The organism is Kitasatospora setae KM-6054 (assembly GCF_000269985.1).
GTDB lineage: Bacteria > Actinomycetota > Actinomycetes > Streptomycetales > Streptomycetaceae > Kitasatospora > Kitasatospora setae.
On record NC_016109.1, the window covers coordinates 3719473 to 3736534 of the forward strand.

Sequence of the window (17062 nt, forward strand, 5' to 3'; positions counted from 1 at the left end):
AGGCAACGGAGATGCGCACACCCGAGATCAGCGAGGCGCGCCGGCTGGAGTGCGACGTCCTGGTGGTCGGCGGCGGCACCGCCGGGTCGATGGCCGCGATCGCCGCCGCCGAGGCCGGGGCGCGCGTCCTGCTGCTGGAGAAGGCGCACGTGCGCCACTCCGGGGCGCTCGCGATGGGCATGGACGGCGTCAACAACGCGATCGTCCCGGGCCGGGCCGACCCGGACGCGTACGTCGCCGAGATCACCCGGGCCAACGACGGCATCGTCAACCAGGCGACCGTCCGGCAGACCGCCCGGCGCGGCTTCGACATGGTGCGGCGGCTGGAGCGCTACGGCGTCAAGTTCGAGAAGGACGAGCACGGCGAGTACGCGGTGCGGCAGGTGCACCGCTCCGGGTCGTACGTGCTGCCGATGCCGGAGGGCAAGGACGTCAAGAAGGTGCTGTACCGCGTCCTGCGCGAGCGCCGGATGCGCGAGAAGGTCACCATCGAGAACCGGGTGATGCCGGTGCGGGTGCTCACCGACGGCGGGCGGGCGGTCGGCGCGGCCGGGTTCGACACCCGCAGCGGCGAGTTCGTGCTGGTCTCGGCCGGGGCGGTGGTGCTGGCCACCGGGCCGTGCGGACGGCTCGGGCTGCCGAGCAGCGGCTACCTGTACGGCACCTACGAGAACCCGACCAACGCGGGCGACGGCTACGCGATGGCGTACCACGCGGGCGCGGAGCTGTCCGGCATCGAGTGCTTCCAGATCAACCCGCTGATCAAGGACTACAACGGGCCGGCCTGCGCGTACGTCGCCAACCCGTTCGGCGGCTACCAGGTGAACCGGCACGGGGAGCGGTTCGTCGACTCCGACTACTGGTCGGGGCAGATGATGGCCGAGTTCGCGGTCGAACTCGCCTCCGAGCGCGGCCCGGTGTACCTGCGGACCACCCACCTGCCGGAGGAGACCGTGCAGGCCCTGGAGTCGATCCTGCACACCACCGAGCGCCCCAGCCGGGGCACCTTCCACGCCGGGCGCGGCCACGACTACCGCACCCACGACGTCGAGATGCACATCTCCGAGATCGGCCTGTGCGGCGGCCACAGCGCGAGCGGCGTCTGGGTGGACGAGAACGCCGCGACCACCGTGCCGGGGCTGTACGCGGCCGGCGACCTGGCCTGCGTGCCGCACAACTACATGATCGGGGCGTTCGTCTTCGGCGAGCTGGCCGGCACCCACGCCGCCGGCCGACTCCCCGCCGTGCGGGCCGCGTTGCCGGACGACCAGGTCGCCGACGCGCACCGGCTGGTCTACCGGGCGCTGGAGCACCCCGACGGGCCGCCGCAGCAGCAGGTCGAGTACAAGCTGCGGCGCTTCGTCAACGACTACATCGCCCCGCCGAAGACCGGCGCCCGGCTCTCCGTCGCGCTCGACCACTTCGAGCGGATGCGCGGCGAGGTCGCCTCGATCGGCGCCCGCACCCCGCACGAACTGATGCGGGCGGTCGAGGTCGACTTCATCCGGGACTGCGCCGAGATGGCCGCCCGCGCCTCGCTGGCCCGCGAGGAGTCCCGCTGGGGCCTCTACCACCAGCGCCTGGACCGCCCCGGGCGGGACGACGGCCGCTGGTTCCGGCACCTCAACCTGCGCCGGCGGGCCGACGGCGCGATGGAGTTCCTGACCCGGCCGGTCGCGCCCTACCTCGTCCCCGTCGACGGGCTGGAACCGCCCGCCGGAGAGGTCGAACTGCTCGGCACCGTCGAGGCGATGGTGGTCGGCCGGACCGGAGTGAGCGCCGCCGCCCCCGACCGGACGGCCGCCGCCGGGGCGGCCAGACCGCGCGGCCGGGTGCTGGAAGTCCTGCGGGCCGAGGGCCCGGCGGTCATCGGCTACCTGACCGACCCCGACCCGGACGTCCGGCTGGCCGCCGTCGCCGCCCTCACCGAACACACCCCCGACGGCACCGGCCGCGCGCTGGCCGCCGCGCTCGGCGACCCCGACGGGCGGGTCCGCGGCGCGGCCACCGCCGGCCTGCGCGAACTGGTCGAGGTGCTCGACGCCTCGCTCGGGGACGCGCTGGCCGCCGCCGCCGACTCCCCCGACCCGGTGGTCCGGGCCAGCGTCCAGGAACTCGCCCGCGCCCTGCGGACCGGCTCGGTGGAGCTGTTCGCCGCCGGCCTGCGCGACCCGGAGACACCGGTACGGCTCCAGGCCGTCCGCGGCCTGGTCGCCCTGGACGCGGCCGCCGCGCTGGCCGCCGGCGCGGCCGACCCCGCCCGCGAGGTCCGGGTCGCCGTCGGCGAAGGACTGGGCGCCGTCGGCTCCCCCACCGCCGCCCCGACCCTCGCCCGGCTCGCCGCCGACCCGGACCCGCTCGTCCGGGCCGGCGCCCTCACCGGCGCCGCCGCCCTCGGCGGAGCCGGCCTGGCCGACCTCGCCGAACGCCCCGACCCGGCCTGGCAGGTCCGCAAGGCCGCCGCGGGCGTCCTCGGCGCCGCCGGCCGCTGGCCGGCGCTGGCCGCCCTGGCCGCGGACGGGAACGCCGACGTCCGCAAGGCCGCCGTCCGCGCGCTGGCGGCGGGCACCGCCGAACCGGCCGTCGAGGCGGCCCTGCGCGAACGCCTCGCGGACGGCGACGCGGACGTCCGGGCGTACGCCCGGCTGGCGCTGAAGGGGGCGTAGCGGCCGGTCGGGAGCGCGACCGGGGGCGCGCGGTGCACCCGCGCGCCCCCGGCCATCAGCCGTCGACCGGACCGCCGGACCGTCAGACCGTCAGACCGCGGCTGATCAGGTCGATCAGGGCGAAGGCGAACAGCGAGATGCCGACGAACCCGTTGGTGGAGAAGAACGCCCGGTTCAGCCGGGACAGGTCGTGCGGCTTGACGATGGTGTGCTCGTAGACGAACGCCCCGGCCACCACGGCGAGCCCGCACCAGAAGAACGCGCCCGCGTCGGTCAGCACCGCGTACCAGGCGAGCAGCGCGGTGGTGACCGCGTGGCAGACCCGGGCGCCGGTGATCGCGGCGGGGACGCCGAACCGGGCCGGGACGGAGCGCACGCCGGTGCCGCGGTCGGCCGCGACGTCCTGGCAGGCGTAGATCAGGTCGAAGCCGCCGATCCAGACGCCGACCGCCAGGCCGAGCACCACCGCCTCCCAGGACCAGCTGCCGGTGACCGCCAGCCAGGCCCCGATCGGGCCCATCGCCTGGGCCAGGCCGAGGATCGCCTGCGGGAAGTCGGTGAACCGCTTGCCGTACGGGTAGACCACCATCGGGACGACCGCGACCGGCGCCAGCAGCAGGCAGAGCGGGTTCAGCAGCGCCGCCGAGCCGAGGAAGACCACCAGCGCGACCGCCGAGCCGGTGTACGCGGTGCGCACCGAGACGGCGCCGGTGACCAGCTCGCGGCCGGCGGTGCGCGGGTTCCGGGCGTCGATCTCGCGGTCGATGATCCGGTTGGCGGCCATCGCGAAGGTGCGCAGGCCGACCATGCAGACGGTGACCAGCAGCAGCTCGCGCCAGTGCACCGACCGGTCGGCGAGGAACATCGCGGTGAGCGCGGCGATGTAGGCGAAGGGCAGCGCGAACACCGAGTGCTCGATCGCGACCAGCCGCAGGAAGGCCCGGGTCCGGCTCGGCGGGGCCTCGAAGGCGTCGGCTGTCGTCATCAGAGCCCGTGCTCCGGCTGACCCCCGCGGGTGCGGGGAAGGGCTTCCTGCGCCCGGACCACGTCCGGCAGGCTGTCGGGTGTCACAGTCCGTACTCCTTCCAGCGGCGGGTGACCCGGGCCGCGGTCTCCGGGTCGGAGGCGACCATCTCGGGCCAGCCGCCGTCGCGGGTGTAGCCCTCCTCGGGGAGCTTGCGGGTGGCGTCGATGCCCGCCTTGCCGCCCCAGAACTGCTGGTAGGAGGCGTGGTCCAGGTGGTCGACCGGGCCCTCGACGACCGAGAGGTCCCGGCTGTAGTCGACGTTGCCCAGGGCCCGCCAGGCGACCTCCTGGTAGTCGTGCACGTCGCAGTCGGCGTCCACCACGATGATCAGCTTGGTCAGCGACATCATGTGGGCGCCCCAGATGGCGTGCATGACCTTCTGCGCGTGCTTCGGGTACTTCTTGTCGATCGAGACGATCACGCAGTTGTGGAAGCCGCCGGCCTCGGGCAGGTCGTAGTCGACGATGTCCGGGATGATCACCTTGAGCAGCGGCAGGAAGAAGCGCTCGGTGAACTTGCCGAGCGGCCCGTCCTCGGTCGGCGGCCGGCCGACCACGATGGACTGCAGCAGCGGGCGGCGGCGCGTCGTCACGCAGTCGATGGTCAGCGCCGGGAACGGCTCCTGCGGGGTGTAGAAGCCGGTGTGGTCGCCGAACGGGCCCTCGGGCAGCAGCTCGCCGGGCTCCAGCCAGCCCTCCAGCACCACCTCGGCGTCCGCCGGGACCTGCAGCGGGACGGTCTTGCAGTCGACCATCCGGACCCGCTCGCCCGCGACGAACCCGGCGAACAGGTACTCGTCGATGTCGCCGGGCAGCGGCGCGGTGGCCGCGTAGGTGACGGCCGGCGGGCAGCCGAAGGCGATCGCGACCGGCAGCTTCTCGCCGCGCCTGGCGGCCACCGCGGCGTGGTTGCGGCTGTCCTTGTGGATCTGCCAGTGCATGCCGATGGTGCGCTTGTCGTGCCGCTGCAGCCGGTACAGGCCGAGGTTGCGGACGCCCGAGTCCGGGTCCTTGGTGTGGGTGAGGCCGAGGTTGAAGAAGGAGCCGCCGTCCAGCGGCCAGGTGAACAGCGCGGGCAGCCGCTCCAGGTCGACGTCGTCGCCGGTGAGCACCACCTCGTGGACCGGCGCGTCGGCGGACTTCACGTTCCGCGGCGGGACGTGCGCCATCGAGGCGAGCTTGCCGAACGCGTCCCGGAAGCCGGTGAAGCCCTGCGGCAGTTCGGGCTTGAGCAGGCCGCCGATCTTCTCGGCGATGTCGTCGGGCGACTTGAGGCCGAGCGCCTTGGAGAGCCGCCGCTCGGTGCCGAAGACGTTCATGGCCAGCGGCATCGCCGAGCCCTTGACGTTCTCGAAGAGCAGCGCGGGACCCTTGGCCTTCTGCACCCGGTCGACGATCTCGCCGACCTCCAGGTAGGGGTCGACCTCGACCTTGATCCGTTTCAGGTCGCCTTCCCGCTCCAGCGCCCGGAGGAAGGAACGGAGATCGTCGTATGCCATACCTGTCAGTATCCGGCACGGGCTAACCTGAGGCCGCCAAGGGTCCTGTCCGAAACGTCACCGGAGTTCCGCGCTGTGCTGAGAGTCGTGCCCATGGTGGCGCTGCTGGCCCTCTGGGTCTGGGCGTTCATCGACTGCCTGACCACCCCCGAGGACGAGATACGCCACCTGCCCAAGGTGGTCTGGGTGATCGTCGTGCTGTTCTTCCCGCTGGTCGGCTCGATCGCCTGGCTGGTGGCCGGCCGCGACCGCACCGGCGCCCGCCGCCGCCGGGCCCCCTGGCCGGCCGGCCCGACCGCCGGGTACCCGGAGTACGAGCGCCCCCGGCGCCCGCTCGCGCCGGACGACGACCCGGAGTTCCTGGCCTCGCTGAAGCGCGGCAACGAGCAGCACGAGGACATGCTCAAGCAGTGGGAGGCGGACCTGCGCCGCCGCGAGGAGGAGCTGCGCCGCGGCGGCGACGGCCCCGAGGACGAGGGCCGTCCCAAGCCCTGATGCGCCTTTTGGCGCATCCCTACCATCCGGGTCCGCCCACCCGGCCCGCACCCCGTCCCGCCCGCCCCCGTGCGCCCCTGTCCGCGCCCGGTCGGCGGGCGGCTTCCGCGTGCCCCCGATCCGGCCGCTGACCTGCTGCTTCGACCACTCCCCCGGCTCCCGCGCGGGGGGTGCCCGGCCGCCCGTCCGCGGTGACCCGGCGGTAGGCCCGTGCGCCCCCCTATGTCGAGCCTGTACAGCGATCGGCCCCCGACCTTGTACGGATTCGACGCCGAAACGCGGGCGCACTGACTCGTACTGTCGTAACAGAAGAGGTGTTCGCTGCCCCACGCGAGCTTGGAGTGGTTCGAAATGACGGTCCTGCACGATGCGCCGGTCGGCGGCGAGGCTCCGGCCGACGCCCGTAGTCGGGTCGCCGAGCTGCACGAACTGCGCGAGCAGGTCCGCCGCGGGCCCAGCGAGAAGGCCACCGAGGCGCAGCACGCCAAGGGCAAGCTGACCGCCCGGGAGCGGATCGAGCTGCTGCTGGACGAGGGCTCGTTCCACGAGGTGGAGCCGCTGCGCCGGCACCGCGCGCAGGGCTTCGGCCTGGAGGCGAAGAAGCCGCACACCGACGGCGTGATCGTCGGCTGGGGCACCGTGCACGGGCGGACGGTGTTCACCTACGCGCACGACTTCCGGATCTTCGGCGGCGCGCTGGGCGAGGCCCACGCGCAGAAGATCCACAAGATCATGGACATGGCCATCGCGGCCGGCGCGCCGCTGGTGTCGCTGAACGACGGCGCCGGCGCCCGGATCCAGGAGGGCGTCACCGCGCTGGCCGGCTACGGCGGCATCTTCCAGCGCAACACCCGGGCCTCCGGCGTGATCCCGCAGATCAGCGTGATGCTCGGCCCGTGCGCGGGCGGCGCGGCCTACAGCCCGGCGCTGACCGACTTCGTGTTCATGGTCCGCGAGACCTCGCAGATGTTCATCACCGGCCCGGACGTGGTCAAGGCGGTCACCGGCGAGGAGATCTCGCAGAACGGCCTCGGCGGCGCCGACGTGCACTCCTCGGTCTCGGGCGTGTCGCACTTCGTCTACGACGACGAGCAGTCCTGCATCGAGGAGGTCCGCTACCTCCTGTCGCTGCTGCCGCAGAACAACCGCGAGATGCCGCCGTCCGTCCCCGCCGACGACCCGGTGGACCGCCGCAACGACTCGCTGCTCGACCTCGTCCCGGCGGACGGCAACCGCCCGTACGACATGCGCAAGGTCATCGAGGAGATCGTCGACCACGGCGAGTACCTGGAGGTCCACGAGCGCTGGGCCACCAACGTGATCTGCGCGCTGGCCCGGATCGACGGCCACGTGGTCGGCATCATCGCCAACCAGCCGCAGTCGCTGGCCGGCGTGCTGGACATCAACGCCAGCGAGAAGTCCGCGCGCTTCGTCCAGATGTGCGACGCCTTCAACATCCCGCTGGTCACCATGCTCGACGTGCCGGGCTTCCTGCCCGGTGTCGACCAGGAGCACGACGGCATCATCCGGCACGGCGCCAAGCTGCTGTACGCGTACTGCAACGCCACCGTGCCGCGGATCCAGCTGATCCTGCGCAAGGCGTACGGCGGCGCGTACATCGTGATGGACTCCCGCTCCATCGGCGCCGACCTGTCGTTCGCCTGGCCGACCAACGAGATCGCCGTGATGGGCGCCGAGGGCGCCGCCAACGTGATCTTCCGCCGCGACATCAACGGCTCCGAGGACCCGGAGGCGACCCGCGCGCAGAAAATCAAGGAGTACAAGAACGAGCTGATGCACCCGTACTACGCGGCCGAGCGCGGCCTCGTGGACGACGTCATCGACCCCGCGGAGACCCGCGCGGTGCTCGCCTCCTCGCTGGCGATGCTCCGCACCAAGCACGCCGACCTGCCGAGCCGCAAGCACGGCAACCCGCCGATGTAACGAGCGGTCAAGCGCGCCGAAACCTTTCCGAATCAAGCCTGGGGGAGAACAGGAACCATGAGCGAACCTCTCGTCCGCGTCGTCCGCGGCTCGCTGACCGCCGAAGAACTCGCCGCCCTGACCGCCGTCCTCGCAGCGCGGGCCGCGGTGGCCGCCGCCACCGCCGCCGCCCCGGTCGTCGAGCCCGTCGCCACCTGGTCGCGGGTCGAGCGCCGCCCGGCCTACTTCTCCCCCGTCAGCTGGCAGCAGGCCGCGTAGCGGCCGCCGGTACGGCGCGGGGGCCGGAAGCGATCCGCTCGCTTCCGGCCCCCGCGCCGTACCGCCCGGACGGGCGCTACGCGGCGGCCAGCACGATCGGCCGGCCGGCGTGCATGGTGGTGAGGTTGGCCGCCAGCCGCTGCGGGTCCTGGGCCAGCCAGAGCCGGACCGCGGCGCCGAGCATGATGCTGGAGGAGCCGAGCCGGACGCCGGTGGACTGGGCGATCCGGGCGGTGGCGATGGTGAGCAGGTCGGCCAGCTCGGTGGGGAGCCAGACGGTGAGCGCGCAGGGCGCCGGGGTGGTGATCGCGGCGAGCAGCCGGTAGGCGTCCGCCGTGCAGTGCAGGGTGGGCAGGACGTCCAGCAGCCCGTCGGCGACGACTTCGGAGACGTCGCTGTGGTGGCCCTGGGCGAGCCGTCGCAGCAGCGTGCGTTCCGCTGCGGTGATTCGGACGGTCATGATGACCTCGTCGCACTCCATGGTGGTGCGGCCCTCCTCGCGGCTTCGTGGTGCGGTGGGTGGTGGGGGTGGTGCTCGGTGGTGCGCGGTGCGGGGTGGTGCGCGGCGGGCGTCAGACGCCGGCGTACGAGTGCTTGCCGGTGACGAAGATGTTGACGCCGTAGTAGTTGAACAGCCAGCAGGCGAAGGCCAGCAGCGCCAGGTAGGCGGCCTTCCGGCCGCGCCAGCCGGCGGTGGCCCGGGCGTGCAGGTAGGCGGCGTAGGCGACCCAGGTGATGAAGGACCAGGTCTCCTTCGGGTCCCACTCCCAGTACTTGCCCCAGGCGGCCTCGGCCCAGATCGCGCCCGCGATGATGGTGAACGTCCAGAGCGGGAAGACCAGGGCGTTGATCCGGTAGGAGAGCTTGTCGAGCGTCCCGGAGGCGGGCAGCCGCTCCATCAGGTTGCCGGCCCGGACGGTCAGCCCGGCCGCGACCCGGTGCTCGTAGCGGTCCTTGAGCAGGTAGGCGCCGGTGGCGATGAACGCCGCGAAGAAGGCGCCGCCGCAGATGATCGCGGTGGAGACGTGGATGCCCAGCCAGTACGAGTGCAGGGCGGGGACGAGCTGCTCGGAGTCGGTGTACAGCACGGTGACGGCGATGCCCAGGAAGAGCAGCGCGGCGATCACCACCGGCAGGCCGAGCCAGCGGACGTTCTTCTTCGCGGCCAGCATGGCGACGTAGGTGGCGACCATCATCAGGGCGAAGGCGCAGGAGAACTCGTACATGTTGCCCCACGGCCAGCGCATCACCGACAGGCCGCGGCTGACCACGCCGCCGATGTGCAGCAGGAAGCCGAGGACGGTCAGCGAGACCGCGATCCGGCCGGCCAGGTCGGCCTTCTCGCTGGTGCCGGCCGGGCCGGGGCCGTCGGCCGGGCCGTCGTCGCCGCGGCCGCTGGTGACCGTGGTGGCCCCGGCGTCGGCGAGCGCGGTCCGGGTCAGGGTGGTGGTGCCGCCGCCCTGCGAGGCGACGGTGACGGTGACCTTGCGGACGCCCTTGGCCGCGGCCGCGGACTCGGCGACCGACTCCGCGAGGGAGCCCTGCTGCGCGGAGCGGACGGCGACGCCGCCCTTGGACCCGAAGGTCCACTCGATCATCTGGGCGAACATGGCCAGGGTGTAGACGGCCATCGCCGAATAGATCAGGTTGTTGGAGATCTGGGCCAACTGGGTGTTGACCTGCGCGAGCAGCACCGTCTACTCCTTGGTTTCCGGGGCGGTGGGGACGGTCGCGGCCGGGGGGTCGGTCGCGGCGGGTGCGTCGTCTTCCGGGCGGTCGGGGCCCGGCGGTTCGTCGGCGCTCGGTTCGTCGGCGCTCGGTTCGTCGGCGGCGGGCGCGTCGTCCTGGAGGTCGACGGCGAGCTCGGCCAGCTCCTCGGCGGTGCGGTTGGACTCGCTGCGGCCGAGGCCGGCCACCTCGACCAGGGTGCGGCCGTCGGCCGCGGTGCTCGCCCGGACCCAGATCCGGCGGCGCTGGACGAACAGCGAGCCGATCAGGCCGAGGATCGCGGCGACCGCGCCGGTCAGCGCCAGCGCGTTGCCGGGGCGGTGCGAGACGGTGAAGTTGGCCCACTGCTGGTAGCCGTCGAAGGTCAGCGTGCCGTAGCCGTCCGGCAGTTCCCAGCCCTGGCCGACCTTGAGGATGGCCTTCGCGGGCTCGCCGTTCAGCTGCAGCTTGGTCATCGCCTTGTCGTCGAGCTCGTACACGTTCTGCGGCAGGCCGCTGTCGGTGCGCAGGTCGCCGGCGTAGACGTTGAGGACCAGCTTCGGGTCGGCGGCGGCCGGGAAGGTCGAGATCGGGCCGGTGTGGGTGAAGTCGGCCGCGGCGGTGGGCAGGAAGAAGCCCTGGAAGGCGAGCTGGGTCTTCCGCCCGTCGGGGCCGGTGCCGTAGTCGTTGACCTTGATCACGCCGGGCGAGGTGACGTTGGAGTCCCGCGGCAGGAACACCGTCGGGCCGCGGTAGACGACCTCGCCCTTCGCGTTCCGGACGGTCACCACCGGGGCGAAGCCGTGCGCGGTCAGGAAGACCTTGGAACCGCCCACCTCCAGCGGGTGGTTGACCTCGATCCGGGCGTTCTTCTGCTTCCCGGAGTCGGCGCCCTCCCAGTACCGGACGTTGGCGACGAACTCCTTGGCGGTGCCGGCCGCCGGGCCCTGGGTCTGGTAGTCGGCGGTGAAGCCGTCCAGCTTGAAGCCGAAGGCGTCCAGGTCGTCGACGCCGTAGAACGCCGAGCCGGTGAAGTCGTCGAGCTGGGTGGTGGTGTTGGAGTAGCCCTGGCCCTCCAGCACGATCTTGGTGCCGGAGCCGCTGGACAGGCTGGCCCAGGCGAAGCCCGCCAGCAGGGCGAACAGCGCGAAGTGGAACAGCAGGTTGCCGGCCTCGCGCAGGTAGCCCTTCTCGGCGGCCACCGAGCCGCGGCCGGCCGCGGTCCGGAAGCCGCGCTTGGCCAGCAGCCGGTGCGCGGCCGCGGTGACCGCGTCGGGGGCGGCGTCGGTGTGCCAGGCCGCGTAGACCGGCATCCGGGTCAGGTTGCGCGGGGCGGCCGGCGGCCGGGCGCGCAGCACGCCGACGAACTGCCAGGTGCGCGGCAGGATGCAGCCGGCCAGCGAGACGAACAGCAGGATGTAGATCGCGGAGAACCACACCGAGCTGTACACGTCGAAGAGCTGGAGCTTCTCGAAGAGCGGGGCGACGCCCCGGTGGTCGTTCTTCCACTCGGCGACCTTGAACGCGTTGGTGTTCTGCGGCACCAGCGAGCCGGGGATGGCCGCCAGCGACAGCAGGAACAGCAGCAGCAGGGCGACCCGCATCGAGGTCAGCTGCCGCCAGAACCAGCGCAGCCAGCCCAGCACGCCTATCCCGACCGGGGCGCTGTCGCTCTCCGCGGGCGCGCTGCTGAGCCGTTCGACGTCGGGGTCCTCGGCGGCGTCGGCCGGCTGGGGGCTGGTCTTCGTGTCGCTCACGGTCAGATTCCGATCGAGAAGTTCTGGGTGAGGTACTGGAGCTGGTTGACCAGCGCGTCCCACGCCCCGGTGACCAGGGCCAGGCCGACCAGGACGAGCATGCCGCCGCCGATCCGCATCACCCACTGGTAGTGCCGCTTGACCCAGCCGAAGGCGCCCAGCGCCCTGCGGAAGGCCAGCGCGGCCAGCACGAACGGTACGCCGAGGCCCAGGCAGTAGACGGCCATCAGCAGCGCGCCGCGCCCGGCACTGGCCTGGTTGAGGGCCAGGCCCTGGATCGCCGCCAGGGTCGGTCCGATGCACGGCGTCCAGCCGATGCCGAACACCAGGCCGAGCAGCGGGGCGCCGGCCAGGCCGATCGCGGGGCGGCGGTGCGAGCGCAGCTCGCGCATGGTGAAGCCGGGCAGCAGGCCCATGAAGGCCAGGCCCATCAGCACGGTGAGCACGCCCATCACGACCGAGATGACCCGCCGGTGCTCCTGCAGGGTCTGGCCGAACGAGCCGAACAGCGCGCCGCCGGAGACGAACACGGCGGCGAAGCCGAGCACGAACAGCAGCGAGCCGGCCAGCATCCGGCCGCGCCGGGCGCCCCTGGCGTCGGAGAGGTCGGCGGCGGAGAAGCCGGTGACGTAGCTGAGGTAGCCGGGCACCAGCGGCAGCACGCACGGCGAGAAGAACGAGACCAGCCCGGCGGCCAGCGCGATCGGCAGCGCGAGCACCAGCGCGCCGCTGCCGACCGTGTCGTTGTACCCGCTGGTGGCCAGCAGGCCGCTCACTTCGACTCCGCCAGCACCCGGTCGACCATGCCCTGCAGGTCCTCGGCGGACAGCGCGTGCATGGCGCGGGCGGCCAGCCTGCCGTCCTTGTCGACCACGATGGTGGTCGGGATGGACTGCGGGTTGAGGCTGCCCTTGGGGAACTTGAGGATCTGGGCGCCGTCCGGGTCGTAGATGCTCGGGTAGGTCACCCCGAAGTTCTTCTCGAACGCGACGGCGTTGGCCGGGTCGGTGTCCCGGGTGTTGATGCCGAGGAACTGCACCTGGTCGCCGTACTTCTCGCTGCTCTCCTGCAGGCCCTTGGCCTCGGCCCGGCAGGGGCTGCACCAGGAGCCCCAGATGTTGAGGACGACCACCTTGCCGCGGTAGTCGGAGAGCTTGAGGCCGCCGCCGCCGTCCAGCGAGGTGCCGCCGATGTCGGGGGCGGCGATCCGCTCCGCCGGGCTCGCGGTGTCGATGCCGCCCTTGCCGGTGACGAAGCCGACCCCGTCGCCGCCGCCGGTGGCGGAGCTGGAGCAGCCGGCGAGGACCAGGGTGGCGGCCGCGCCGAGTGCGGCGGTGAGGCGGATGCGGCGGCTGGACGTCCGTGACATGTGAAAAGTTTCGCATGGCTCTTCGGCCCGTTTTAGGGGGGTCCGGCCTTCTCGGCCGGACCCCCCTTGACCTGCGGGTTCTCCGCTTATGATCGTCTTAATTCGGGCATTTCGCCGCCCGCCGGGCTTACCGGCGCGGGGCCCGGTGCGAGCTACGCCCCGAAGCTCTTCCCGACCGGTTTGTCGCCCTTCTTCCCCCTGCCCACCAGGTGCGCCGGCAGCAGGTCGCGGGCCGGCTCGCGGTAGCCGATCGAGACGATCCGGTCGCCCTCGTAGGTGAAGCTGGTCAGCGAGGCCAGCGAGCACTGCCGCCGCCGCGGGTCGTGCCACAGCCGGCGCCGCTCCGCGAACGAGCGCAGGATCCAGATCGGCAGCTGGTGGCTGACGCAGACCGCCTCGTGCCCGCGCGCCGCGTCCCGGGCCGCCGCGACGGCACCCATCATCCGCACCACCTGGTCGAGGTACGGCTCGCCCCAGGACGGCTTGAACGGGTTGGTCAGGTACTTCCAGTACCCGGGGTTGCGCAGCGAGCCGTCGCCGACGCCGAAGGTCTTGCCCTCGAAGACGTTCTCCGCCTCGATCAGCCGCGGATCGGCCGCCACCTGGAGGCCGTGCGCCTTGGCGATCGGCTCGGCGGTCTCCTGGGCGCGCTCCAGCGGCGAGGCCACCACGTAGGTGACGTCCCGGTCCTTGAGGTGGTCGGCGACCCGCTCGGCCATCTCCCGGCCCAGGTCGGAGAGGTGGTAGCCGGGGAGCCGGCCGTACAGCACGCCCTCCGGGTTGTGCACCTCGCCGTGCCGCATCACGTGGACGACGGTGGTCTCCCGGTCCTGCCGGTCCTGCTGGTTCTGCCGGTTCTGCTCGGTCACTTGGCGGTCTCCTCGGTGGCCTGGGCGGCCGCCCGGGCGGCGGCGGGCAGGGCGGCGGCGATCCGCTCGATCGCGCGCTCGTCGTGCGCGGCCGAGACGAACCAGGACTCGAAGGCCGAGGGCGGCAGGTAGACGCCGCCGCTCAGCATCGCGTGGAAGAACGCGTTGAAGCGGAACGCCTCCTGGGTCCGCGCCTCGTCGTAGTCCGTCACCGGGCGCTCGGTGAAGAAGACCGAGAACATGTTGCCCGCGGTCTGCAGCCGGTGCGCCACGCCCTCCTTGGCGAGCGCCTCGGTGACCAGGCCGGACACCTCGGCGGCGACCCGGTCGACCGTCGCGTACGCCTCGTCGGTGCAGTGCCGCAGCTGGGCCAGGCCGGCCGCGGTGGCGATCGGGTTCCCGGAGAGCGTGCCCGCCTGGTAGACCGGGCCGGCCGGGGCGAGGTGCGCCATCACGTCGGCGCGGCCGCCGAAGGCCGCGGCGGGGAAGCCGCCGCCCATCACCTTGCCGAAGGTCAGCAGGTCCGGCGCCCAGCCCTCGTGGGCGGCCTCCAGGCCGTACCAGCCGGCCTTGGAGACCCGGAAACCGGTCATCACCTCGTCCGAGACGAACAGCGCGCCGTCGGCCCGGCAGAGCTCGGACAGGCCCCGGTTGAAGCCGGGCAGCGGCGGGACGACGCCCATGTTGCCGGGCGACGCCTCGGTGATCACGCAGGCGATCTGGCCGGGGTGGGCGGCGAACGCGGCGCGCACCGCGTCCAGGTCGTTGTACGGCAGCACGATGGTGTCGCCGGCCTGGGCGCCGGTGACGCCGGGGGTGTCCGGCAGTCCGAAGGTGGCGACGCCGGAGCCGGCCGCGGCCAGCAGCGCGTCCACGTGGCCGTGGTAGCAGCCGGCGAACTTGACCACCTTGGCGCGGCCGGTGAAGCCGCGGGCCAGCCGGATCGCCGACATGGTCGCCTCGGTGCCGCTGGAGACCAGCCGGACCTGCTCGACCGGCGCGATCCGGGCGACGATCTCCTCGGCCAGCTCGACCTCGCCCTGCCCGGGCGTGCCGAACGAGGTGCCCAGGGCGACCGCCCGCCGGACCGCCTCCACCACCGCCGGGTGGGCGTGGCCGAGCAGCATCGGACCCCAGGAGCAGACCAGGTCCACGTACTCGCGGCCGTCCGCGTCGGTCAGGTACGGGCCGGTGCCGGACACCATGAAGCGGGGCGTGCCGCCGACCGCGCGGAAGGCCCGCACCGGCGAGTTGACGCCGCCGGGGGTGACGGCCAGGGCGCGGTCGAACAGCGACTGGGACTGGGGGGCTTCGTACGGGTAGCTCATCCGCTCGCTCATCCGTTGGGTGCTGGGAGCGGTCGGGAACCGCTCTTACCCGCACATGGTCTCAAATCGTGTCCTGGCGTTCTGCATGTCGGGCCCGATCATCTGGAACGATGATCCGTGTGCTGTTCCCATCACCGGCTGTGCCAAAGGTAAGGTCGAGTGACGCGCGCTCGTGTAGCACGCCGGCAGACGGGTAAGGGGCATGTTCGGAGGGACACCGACCATGCGAGGGTCTGTCGATTCCGGCGAGTTCCGGTGAGGATGGTCCGAGTGTCCGAGAGGCAGGACGGTTCCGACGAGGTCGCGGGGCGCAGCCGCCGGCCGCGCGAGACCGGCGGGGGAACGGGCAGGGGAAGGAGGGGCGAGGGCAGCGTGGGGGTCACCTACAAGTACTTCGGCGCACCGGACCGCGCGACCGCCGCCAGAGTTCCCACCGCCCTCGGCCCCGGTGGCCTCGGCCTCGACGCGGGCGAGCTCGGCGCCCTCGGCCGGCTCGGCGACCTGATGGAGACCAGCGGCTCGGTCAACGGCCACCTCTCCACCAAGATCAAGCCGGAGACGATGAGCGCGATGGTGCTCACCGGCATCCAGGGCGTCCCGCTGCACCACGTGCCGCCGCTCGAACTGGTCGTCCTGCACCCCGACTACGCGGTCGTCCAGCTGCCGCACACCGTGGTCGAACCGCTCCGCAAGGCGGACGAGACCGAGCTCGGCGCCGCCGCCTTCATCTGGTCCACCGTCCCCGACCGCCGCGGCCCGCGGGACGCCTTCGTGATCTACCAGATGCTGCACGAGTGGCAGGACTTCGCCAACCGCCTGCACGAGGCCGGCCACCAGCTGTACTGCCTGGTCTGGCCCTGACCCGTCCCCCCGCCCGCTCCGGGCACGGGCAGGGCAGGGCAGGGCAGGGCGGGGCAGGGCGGCTCCTGACGTTTCGTCAACTCCGTTCCCCTGTCAGCGGCAACGGCGGCGGCGCGGCAGTGGAGGAGGAGGCCCCGCGAGGCTCTGCGAGGGCCTGGGCAGCCGGAAGGCGTCGCGGCCACGGATCAATTATCGCACCGCGCAAGGGCATTGGGCGACCCGGAGAATCCGTGGCTAGGATCGCCCGGCACTGCCCGACCTTCCGAGGGGGAAACCGCCGATGACCGCGTCCGCCAGGCCGCCACTGCCGTTCGACTTCATGCGTCCCGTCCCGTCGTTCACCCTGCTCAGCGCCGACCTCGCCGACGGCGGCCGGCTCGGCGCGGAGCAGGCGCACGCGGGTGGCAACCGTTCGCCGCAGCTGAGCTGGTCGGGCTTCCCGCCGGAGACCAAGAGCTTCGCGGTGACCTGCTTCGACCCGGACGCGCCGACCGGCTGCGGGTGGTGGCACTGGCTGCTGACCGACCTCCCGGCCGACACCGCCGAGCTGCCGGCCGGGGCGGGCGGCGGCGGGTTCCCGGGCCTGCCGGCCGGGGCCGTGCACGGCCGCAACGACTACGGGAGCAACGACTTCGGCGGGGCCGCCCCGCCGCCCGGCCACGGCCCGCACCGCTACGTGTTCGCCGTGCACGCCCTGCCGGTGGAGTCCCTCGGGCTGGCCCCGGACACCCCGGCGGCCGTGGTGAGCGGCACCCTGGGCTTCCTCGCGCTGGCCCGGGCCGTCCTGGTCGCCGAGTACGAGATCCCGGGCTCCCCGGGCTCCCCCGCCGGCCAGGACTGACCGTCCGTCAGGGACGGGTCAGGGGGTGACCACCGCGAACGACGCGTCGGGTTCGTCCAGGGCCGCGAACAGCCGTGCCAGCACCGTGGCGTCGCCGTCCAGGGCGATCCCGTCGGTGCCCTTCCCGGCCAGCAGGGCGAACAGCTGCGGCTTGGTGAGGGTGACGGTCAGGTCGGCCGGGCCGCCGTCGCCGGCGGTCTCGGCGTGCACCAGGACGCCGTTGCGCAGGGTGGCCCGGTGGGTGGTGCCGAGGTCGGTGAACTTCCAGACGGTGCTGAGGTGTTCGCCCCAGGCCGCGGGCCCGTTGACCCGGATCGCCAGCGAGTCGAAGACCTGGTCGACGGAGAGCGCCCCGGCCATGCTGCCCGCCGAGATCGGGGCCGCCCCGGCGCGCCGCCCGGCGCTGCTCCGAAGCGGTGAACCGGCGCGGTTGTCCACAGGT

General features: G+C 72.8%; 16 protein-coding genes. 6 read left to right on the forward strand and 10 right to left on the reverse strand.

What is annotated here, in order from left to right; translation table 11 throughout:
* Positions 1-11: 11 nt before the first annotated feature.
* Entirely contained in the window at positions 12-2666 is a 2655-nt protein-coding gene (locus KSE_RS16395) for a fumarate reductase/succinate dehydrogenase flavoprotein subunit (RefSeq protein ID WP_014136435.1), read from the forward strand.
* An 82-nt stretch (positions 2667-2748) separates the two neighbouring features.
* Here the strand turns inward: KSE_RS16395 and mqnP are convergent, their stop codons facing one another.
* Positions 2749-3651, reverse strand: a complete 903-nt coding sequence (mqnP, locus tag KSE_RS16400) for a menaquinone biosynthesis prenyltransferase MqnP (RefSeq protein ID WP_014136436.1) — start codon at positions 3649-3651, stop codon at positions 2749-2751.
* Between the two features lie 82 nt (positions 3652-3733).
* The gene (locus KSE_RS16405; RefSeq protein WP_014136437.1) at positions 3734-5191 is read right to left on the reverse strand and encodes a menaquinone biosynthesis decarboxylase; all 1458 of its coding nucleotides are present in this window, start codon (positions 5189-5191) and stop codon (positions 3734-3736) included.
* A 93-nt stretch (positions 5192-5284) separates the two neighbouring features.
* On the opposite strand from KSE_RS16405, the gene KSE_RS16410 reads away from it, so the two are divergent.
* The 3 genes from KSE_RS16410 to KSE_RS16420 all read left to right on the forward strand — a co-directional run bounded on the left by KSE_RS16410 (position 5285) and on the right by KSE_RS16420 (position 7888).
* A complete protein-coding gene (locus KSE_RS16410) occupies positions 5285-5686 on the forward strand; it encodes a PLD nuclease N-terminal domain-containing protein (RefSeq protein ID WP_014136438.1) in 402 nt (133 codons plus the stop codon).
* Between the two features lie 351 nt (positions 5687-6037).
* Positions 6038-7630 (forward strand): acyl-CoA carboxylase subunit beta, encoded by a 1593-nt coding sequence (locus KSE_RS16415; RefSeq protein ID WP_014136439.1) that lies wholly within the window; start codon positions 6038-6040, stop codon positions 7628-7630.
* Between the two features lie 57 nt (positions 7631-7687).
* A complete protein-coding gene (locus KSE_RS16420; protein WP_014136440.1) occupies positions 7688-7888 on the forward strand; it encodes an acyl-CoA carboxylase epsilon subunit in 201 nt (66 codons plus the stop codon).
* Between the two features lie 76 nt (positions 7889-7964).
* On the opposite strand, the gene KSE_RS16425 is transcribed toward KSE_RS16420, so the two are convergent.
* The 7 genes from KSE_RS16425 to hemL form a co-directional block, all read right to left on the reverse strand.
* Positions 7965-8369: a hypothetical protein gene (locus KSE_RS16425; RefSeq protein WP_014136441.1), complete on the reverse strand. Its 405-nt coding sequence runs from the start codon at positions 8367-8369 to the stop codon at positions 7965-7967.
* Between the two features lie 91 nt (positions 8370-8460).
* Positions 8461-9582, reverse strand: coding sequence for a c-type cytochrome biogenesis protein CcsB (gene ccsB / locus KSE_RS16430; protein ID WP_014136442.1), 1122 nt, complete (start codon positions 9580-9582; stop codon positions 8461-8463).
* 3 nt (positions 9583-9585) lie between these two features.
* Positions 9586-11352 carry a cytochrome c biogenesis protein ResB gene (gene resB, locus KSE_RS16435; protein ID WP_014136443.1) on the reverse strand — a complete coding sequence of 589 codons (1767 nt, stop codon included), beginning with the start codon at positions 11350-11352 and terminating at the stop codon, positions 9586-9588.
* Between the two features lie 2 nt (positions 11353-11354).
* Positions 11355-12128, reverse strand: coding sequence for a cytochrome c biogenesis CcdA family protein (locus tag KSE_RS16440; protein WP_014136444.1), 774 nt, complete (start codon positions 12126-12128; stop codon positions 11355-11357).
* Positions 12125-12721 carry a TlpA family protein disulfide reductase gene (locus KSE_RS16445; RefSeq protein ID WP_014136445.1) on the reverse strand — a complete coding sequence of 199 codons (597 nt, stop codon included), beginning with the start codon at positions 12719-12721 and terminating at the stop codon, positions 12125-12127. Before KSE_RS16445 ends, KSE_RS16440 begins: the two co-directional genes overlap by 4 nt.
* A 152-nt stretch (positions 12722-12873) precedes the next feature.
* Positions 12874-13524, reverse strand: coding sequence for a histidine phosphatase family protein (locus KSE_RS16450; RefSeq protein ID WP_051055848.1), 651 nt, complete (start codon positions 13522-13524; stop codon positions 12874-12876).
* A 62-nt stretch (positions 13525-13586) separates the two neighbouring features.
* Positions 13587-14930: a glutamate-1-semialdehyde 2,1-aminomutase gene (hemL, locus tag KSE_RS16455; protein WP_014136447.1), complete on the reverse strand. Its 1344-nt coding sequence runs from the start codon at positions 14928-14930 to the stop codon at positions 13587-13589.
* A 249-nt stretch (positions 14931-15179) separates the two neighbouring features.
* Here hemL and KSE_RS16460 point away from each other — a divergent pair, with 249 nt between their 5' ends.
* Together KSE_RS16460 and KSE_RS16465 are read left to right on the forward strand one after the other, a co-directional pair.
* Positions 15180-15779 carry a hypothetical protein gene (locus KSE_RS16460; RefSeq protein ID WP_407927441.1) on the forward strand — a complete coding sequence of 200 codons (600 nt, stop codon included), beginning with the start codon at positions 15180-15182 and terminating at the stop codon, positions 15777-15779.
* Between the two features lie 280 nt (positions 15780-16059).
* Positions 16060-16620 carry a YbhB/YbcL family Raf kinase inhibitor-like protein gene (locus KSE_RS16465; RefSeq protein ID WP_014136449.1) on the forward strand — a complete coding sequence of 187 codons (561 nt, stop codon included), beginning with the start codon at positions 16060-16062 and terminating at the stop codon, positions 16618-16620.
* Between the two features lie 18 nt (positions 16621-16638).
* On the opposite strand, the gene KSE_RS16470 is transcribed toward KSE_RS16465, so the two are convergent.
* On the reverse strand, positions 16639-17058 hold the full coding sequence (locus KSE_RS16470; protein WP_014136450.1) for an alkyl sulfatase C-terminal domain-containing protein: 420 nt from the start codon (positions 17056-17058) through the stop codon (positions 16639-16641).
* Positions 17059-17062: the final 4 nt, after the last annotated feature.

Coding starts and splice junctions, on each gene's coding strand:
- KSE_RS16395 (WP_014136435.1), top strand. CDS start 12: ATGCGCACACCCGAGATCAGCGAGGCGCGCCGGCTGGAGTGCGACGTC.
- mqnP (WP_014136436.1), bottom strand. CDS start 3,651: ATGACGACAGCCGACGCCTTCGAGGCCCCGCCGAGCCGGACCCGGGCC.
- KSE_RS16405 (WP_014136437.1), bottom strand. CDS start 5,191: ATGGCATACGACGATCTCCGTTCCTTCCTCCGGGCGCTGGAGCGGGAA.
- KSE_RS16410 (WP_014136438.1), top strand. CDS start 5,285: ATGGTGGCGCTGCTGGCCCTCTGGGTCTGGGCGTTCATCGACTGCCTG.
- KSE_RS16415 (WP_014136439.1), top strand. CDS start 6,038: ATGACGGTCCTGCACGATGCGCCGGTCGGCGGCGAGGCTCCGGCCGAC.
- KSE_RS16420 (WP_014136440.1), top strand. CDS start 7,688: ATGAGCGAACCTCTCGTCCGCGTCGTCCGCGGCTCGCTGACCGCCGAA.
- KSE_RS16425 (WP_014136441.1), bottom strand. CDS start 8,369: ATGGAGTGCGACGAGGTCATCATGACCGTCCGAATCACCGCAGCGGAA.
- KSE_RS16445 (WP_014136445.1), bottom strand. CDS start 12,721: ATGTCACGGACGTCCAGCCGCCGCATCCGCCTCACCGCCGCACTCGGC.
- KSE_RS16450 (WP_051055848.1), bottom strand. CDS start 13,524: ATGCGGCACGGCGAGGTGCACAACCCGGAGGGCGTGCTGTACGGCCGG.
- hemL (WP_014136447.1), bottom strand. CDS start 14,930: ATGAGCGAGCGGATGAGCTACCCGTACGAAGCCCCCCAGTCCCAGTCG.
- KSE_RS16460 (WP_407927441.1), top strand. CDS start 15,180: ATGGTCCGAGTGTCCGAGAGGCAGGACGGTTCCGACGAGGTCGCGGGG.
- KSE_RS16465 (WP_014136449.1), top strand. CDS start 16,060: ATGACCGCGTCCGCCAGGCCGCCACTGCCGTTCGACTTCATGCGTCCC.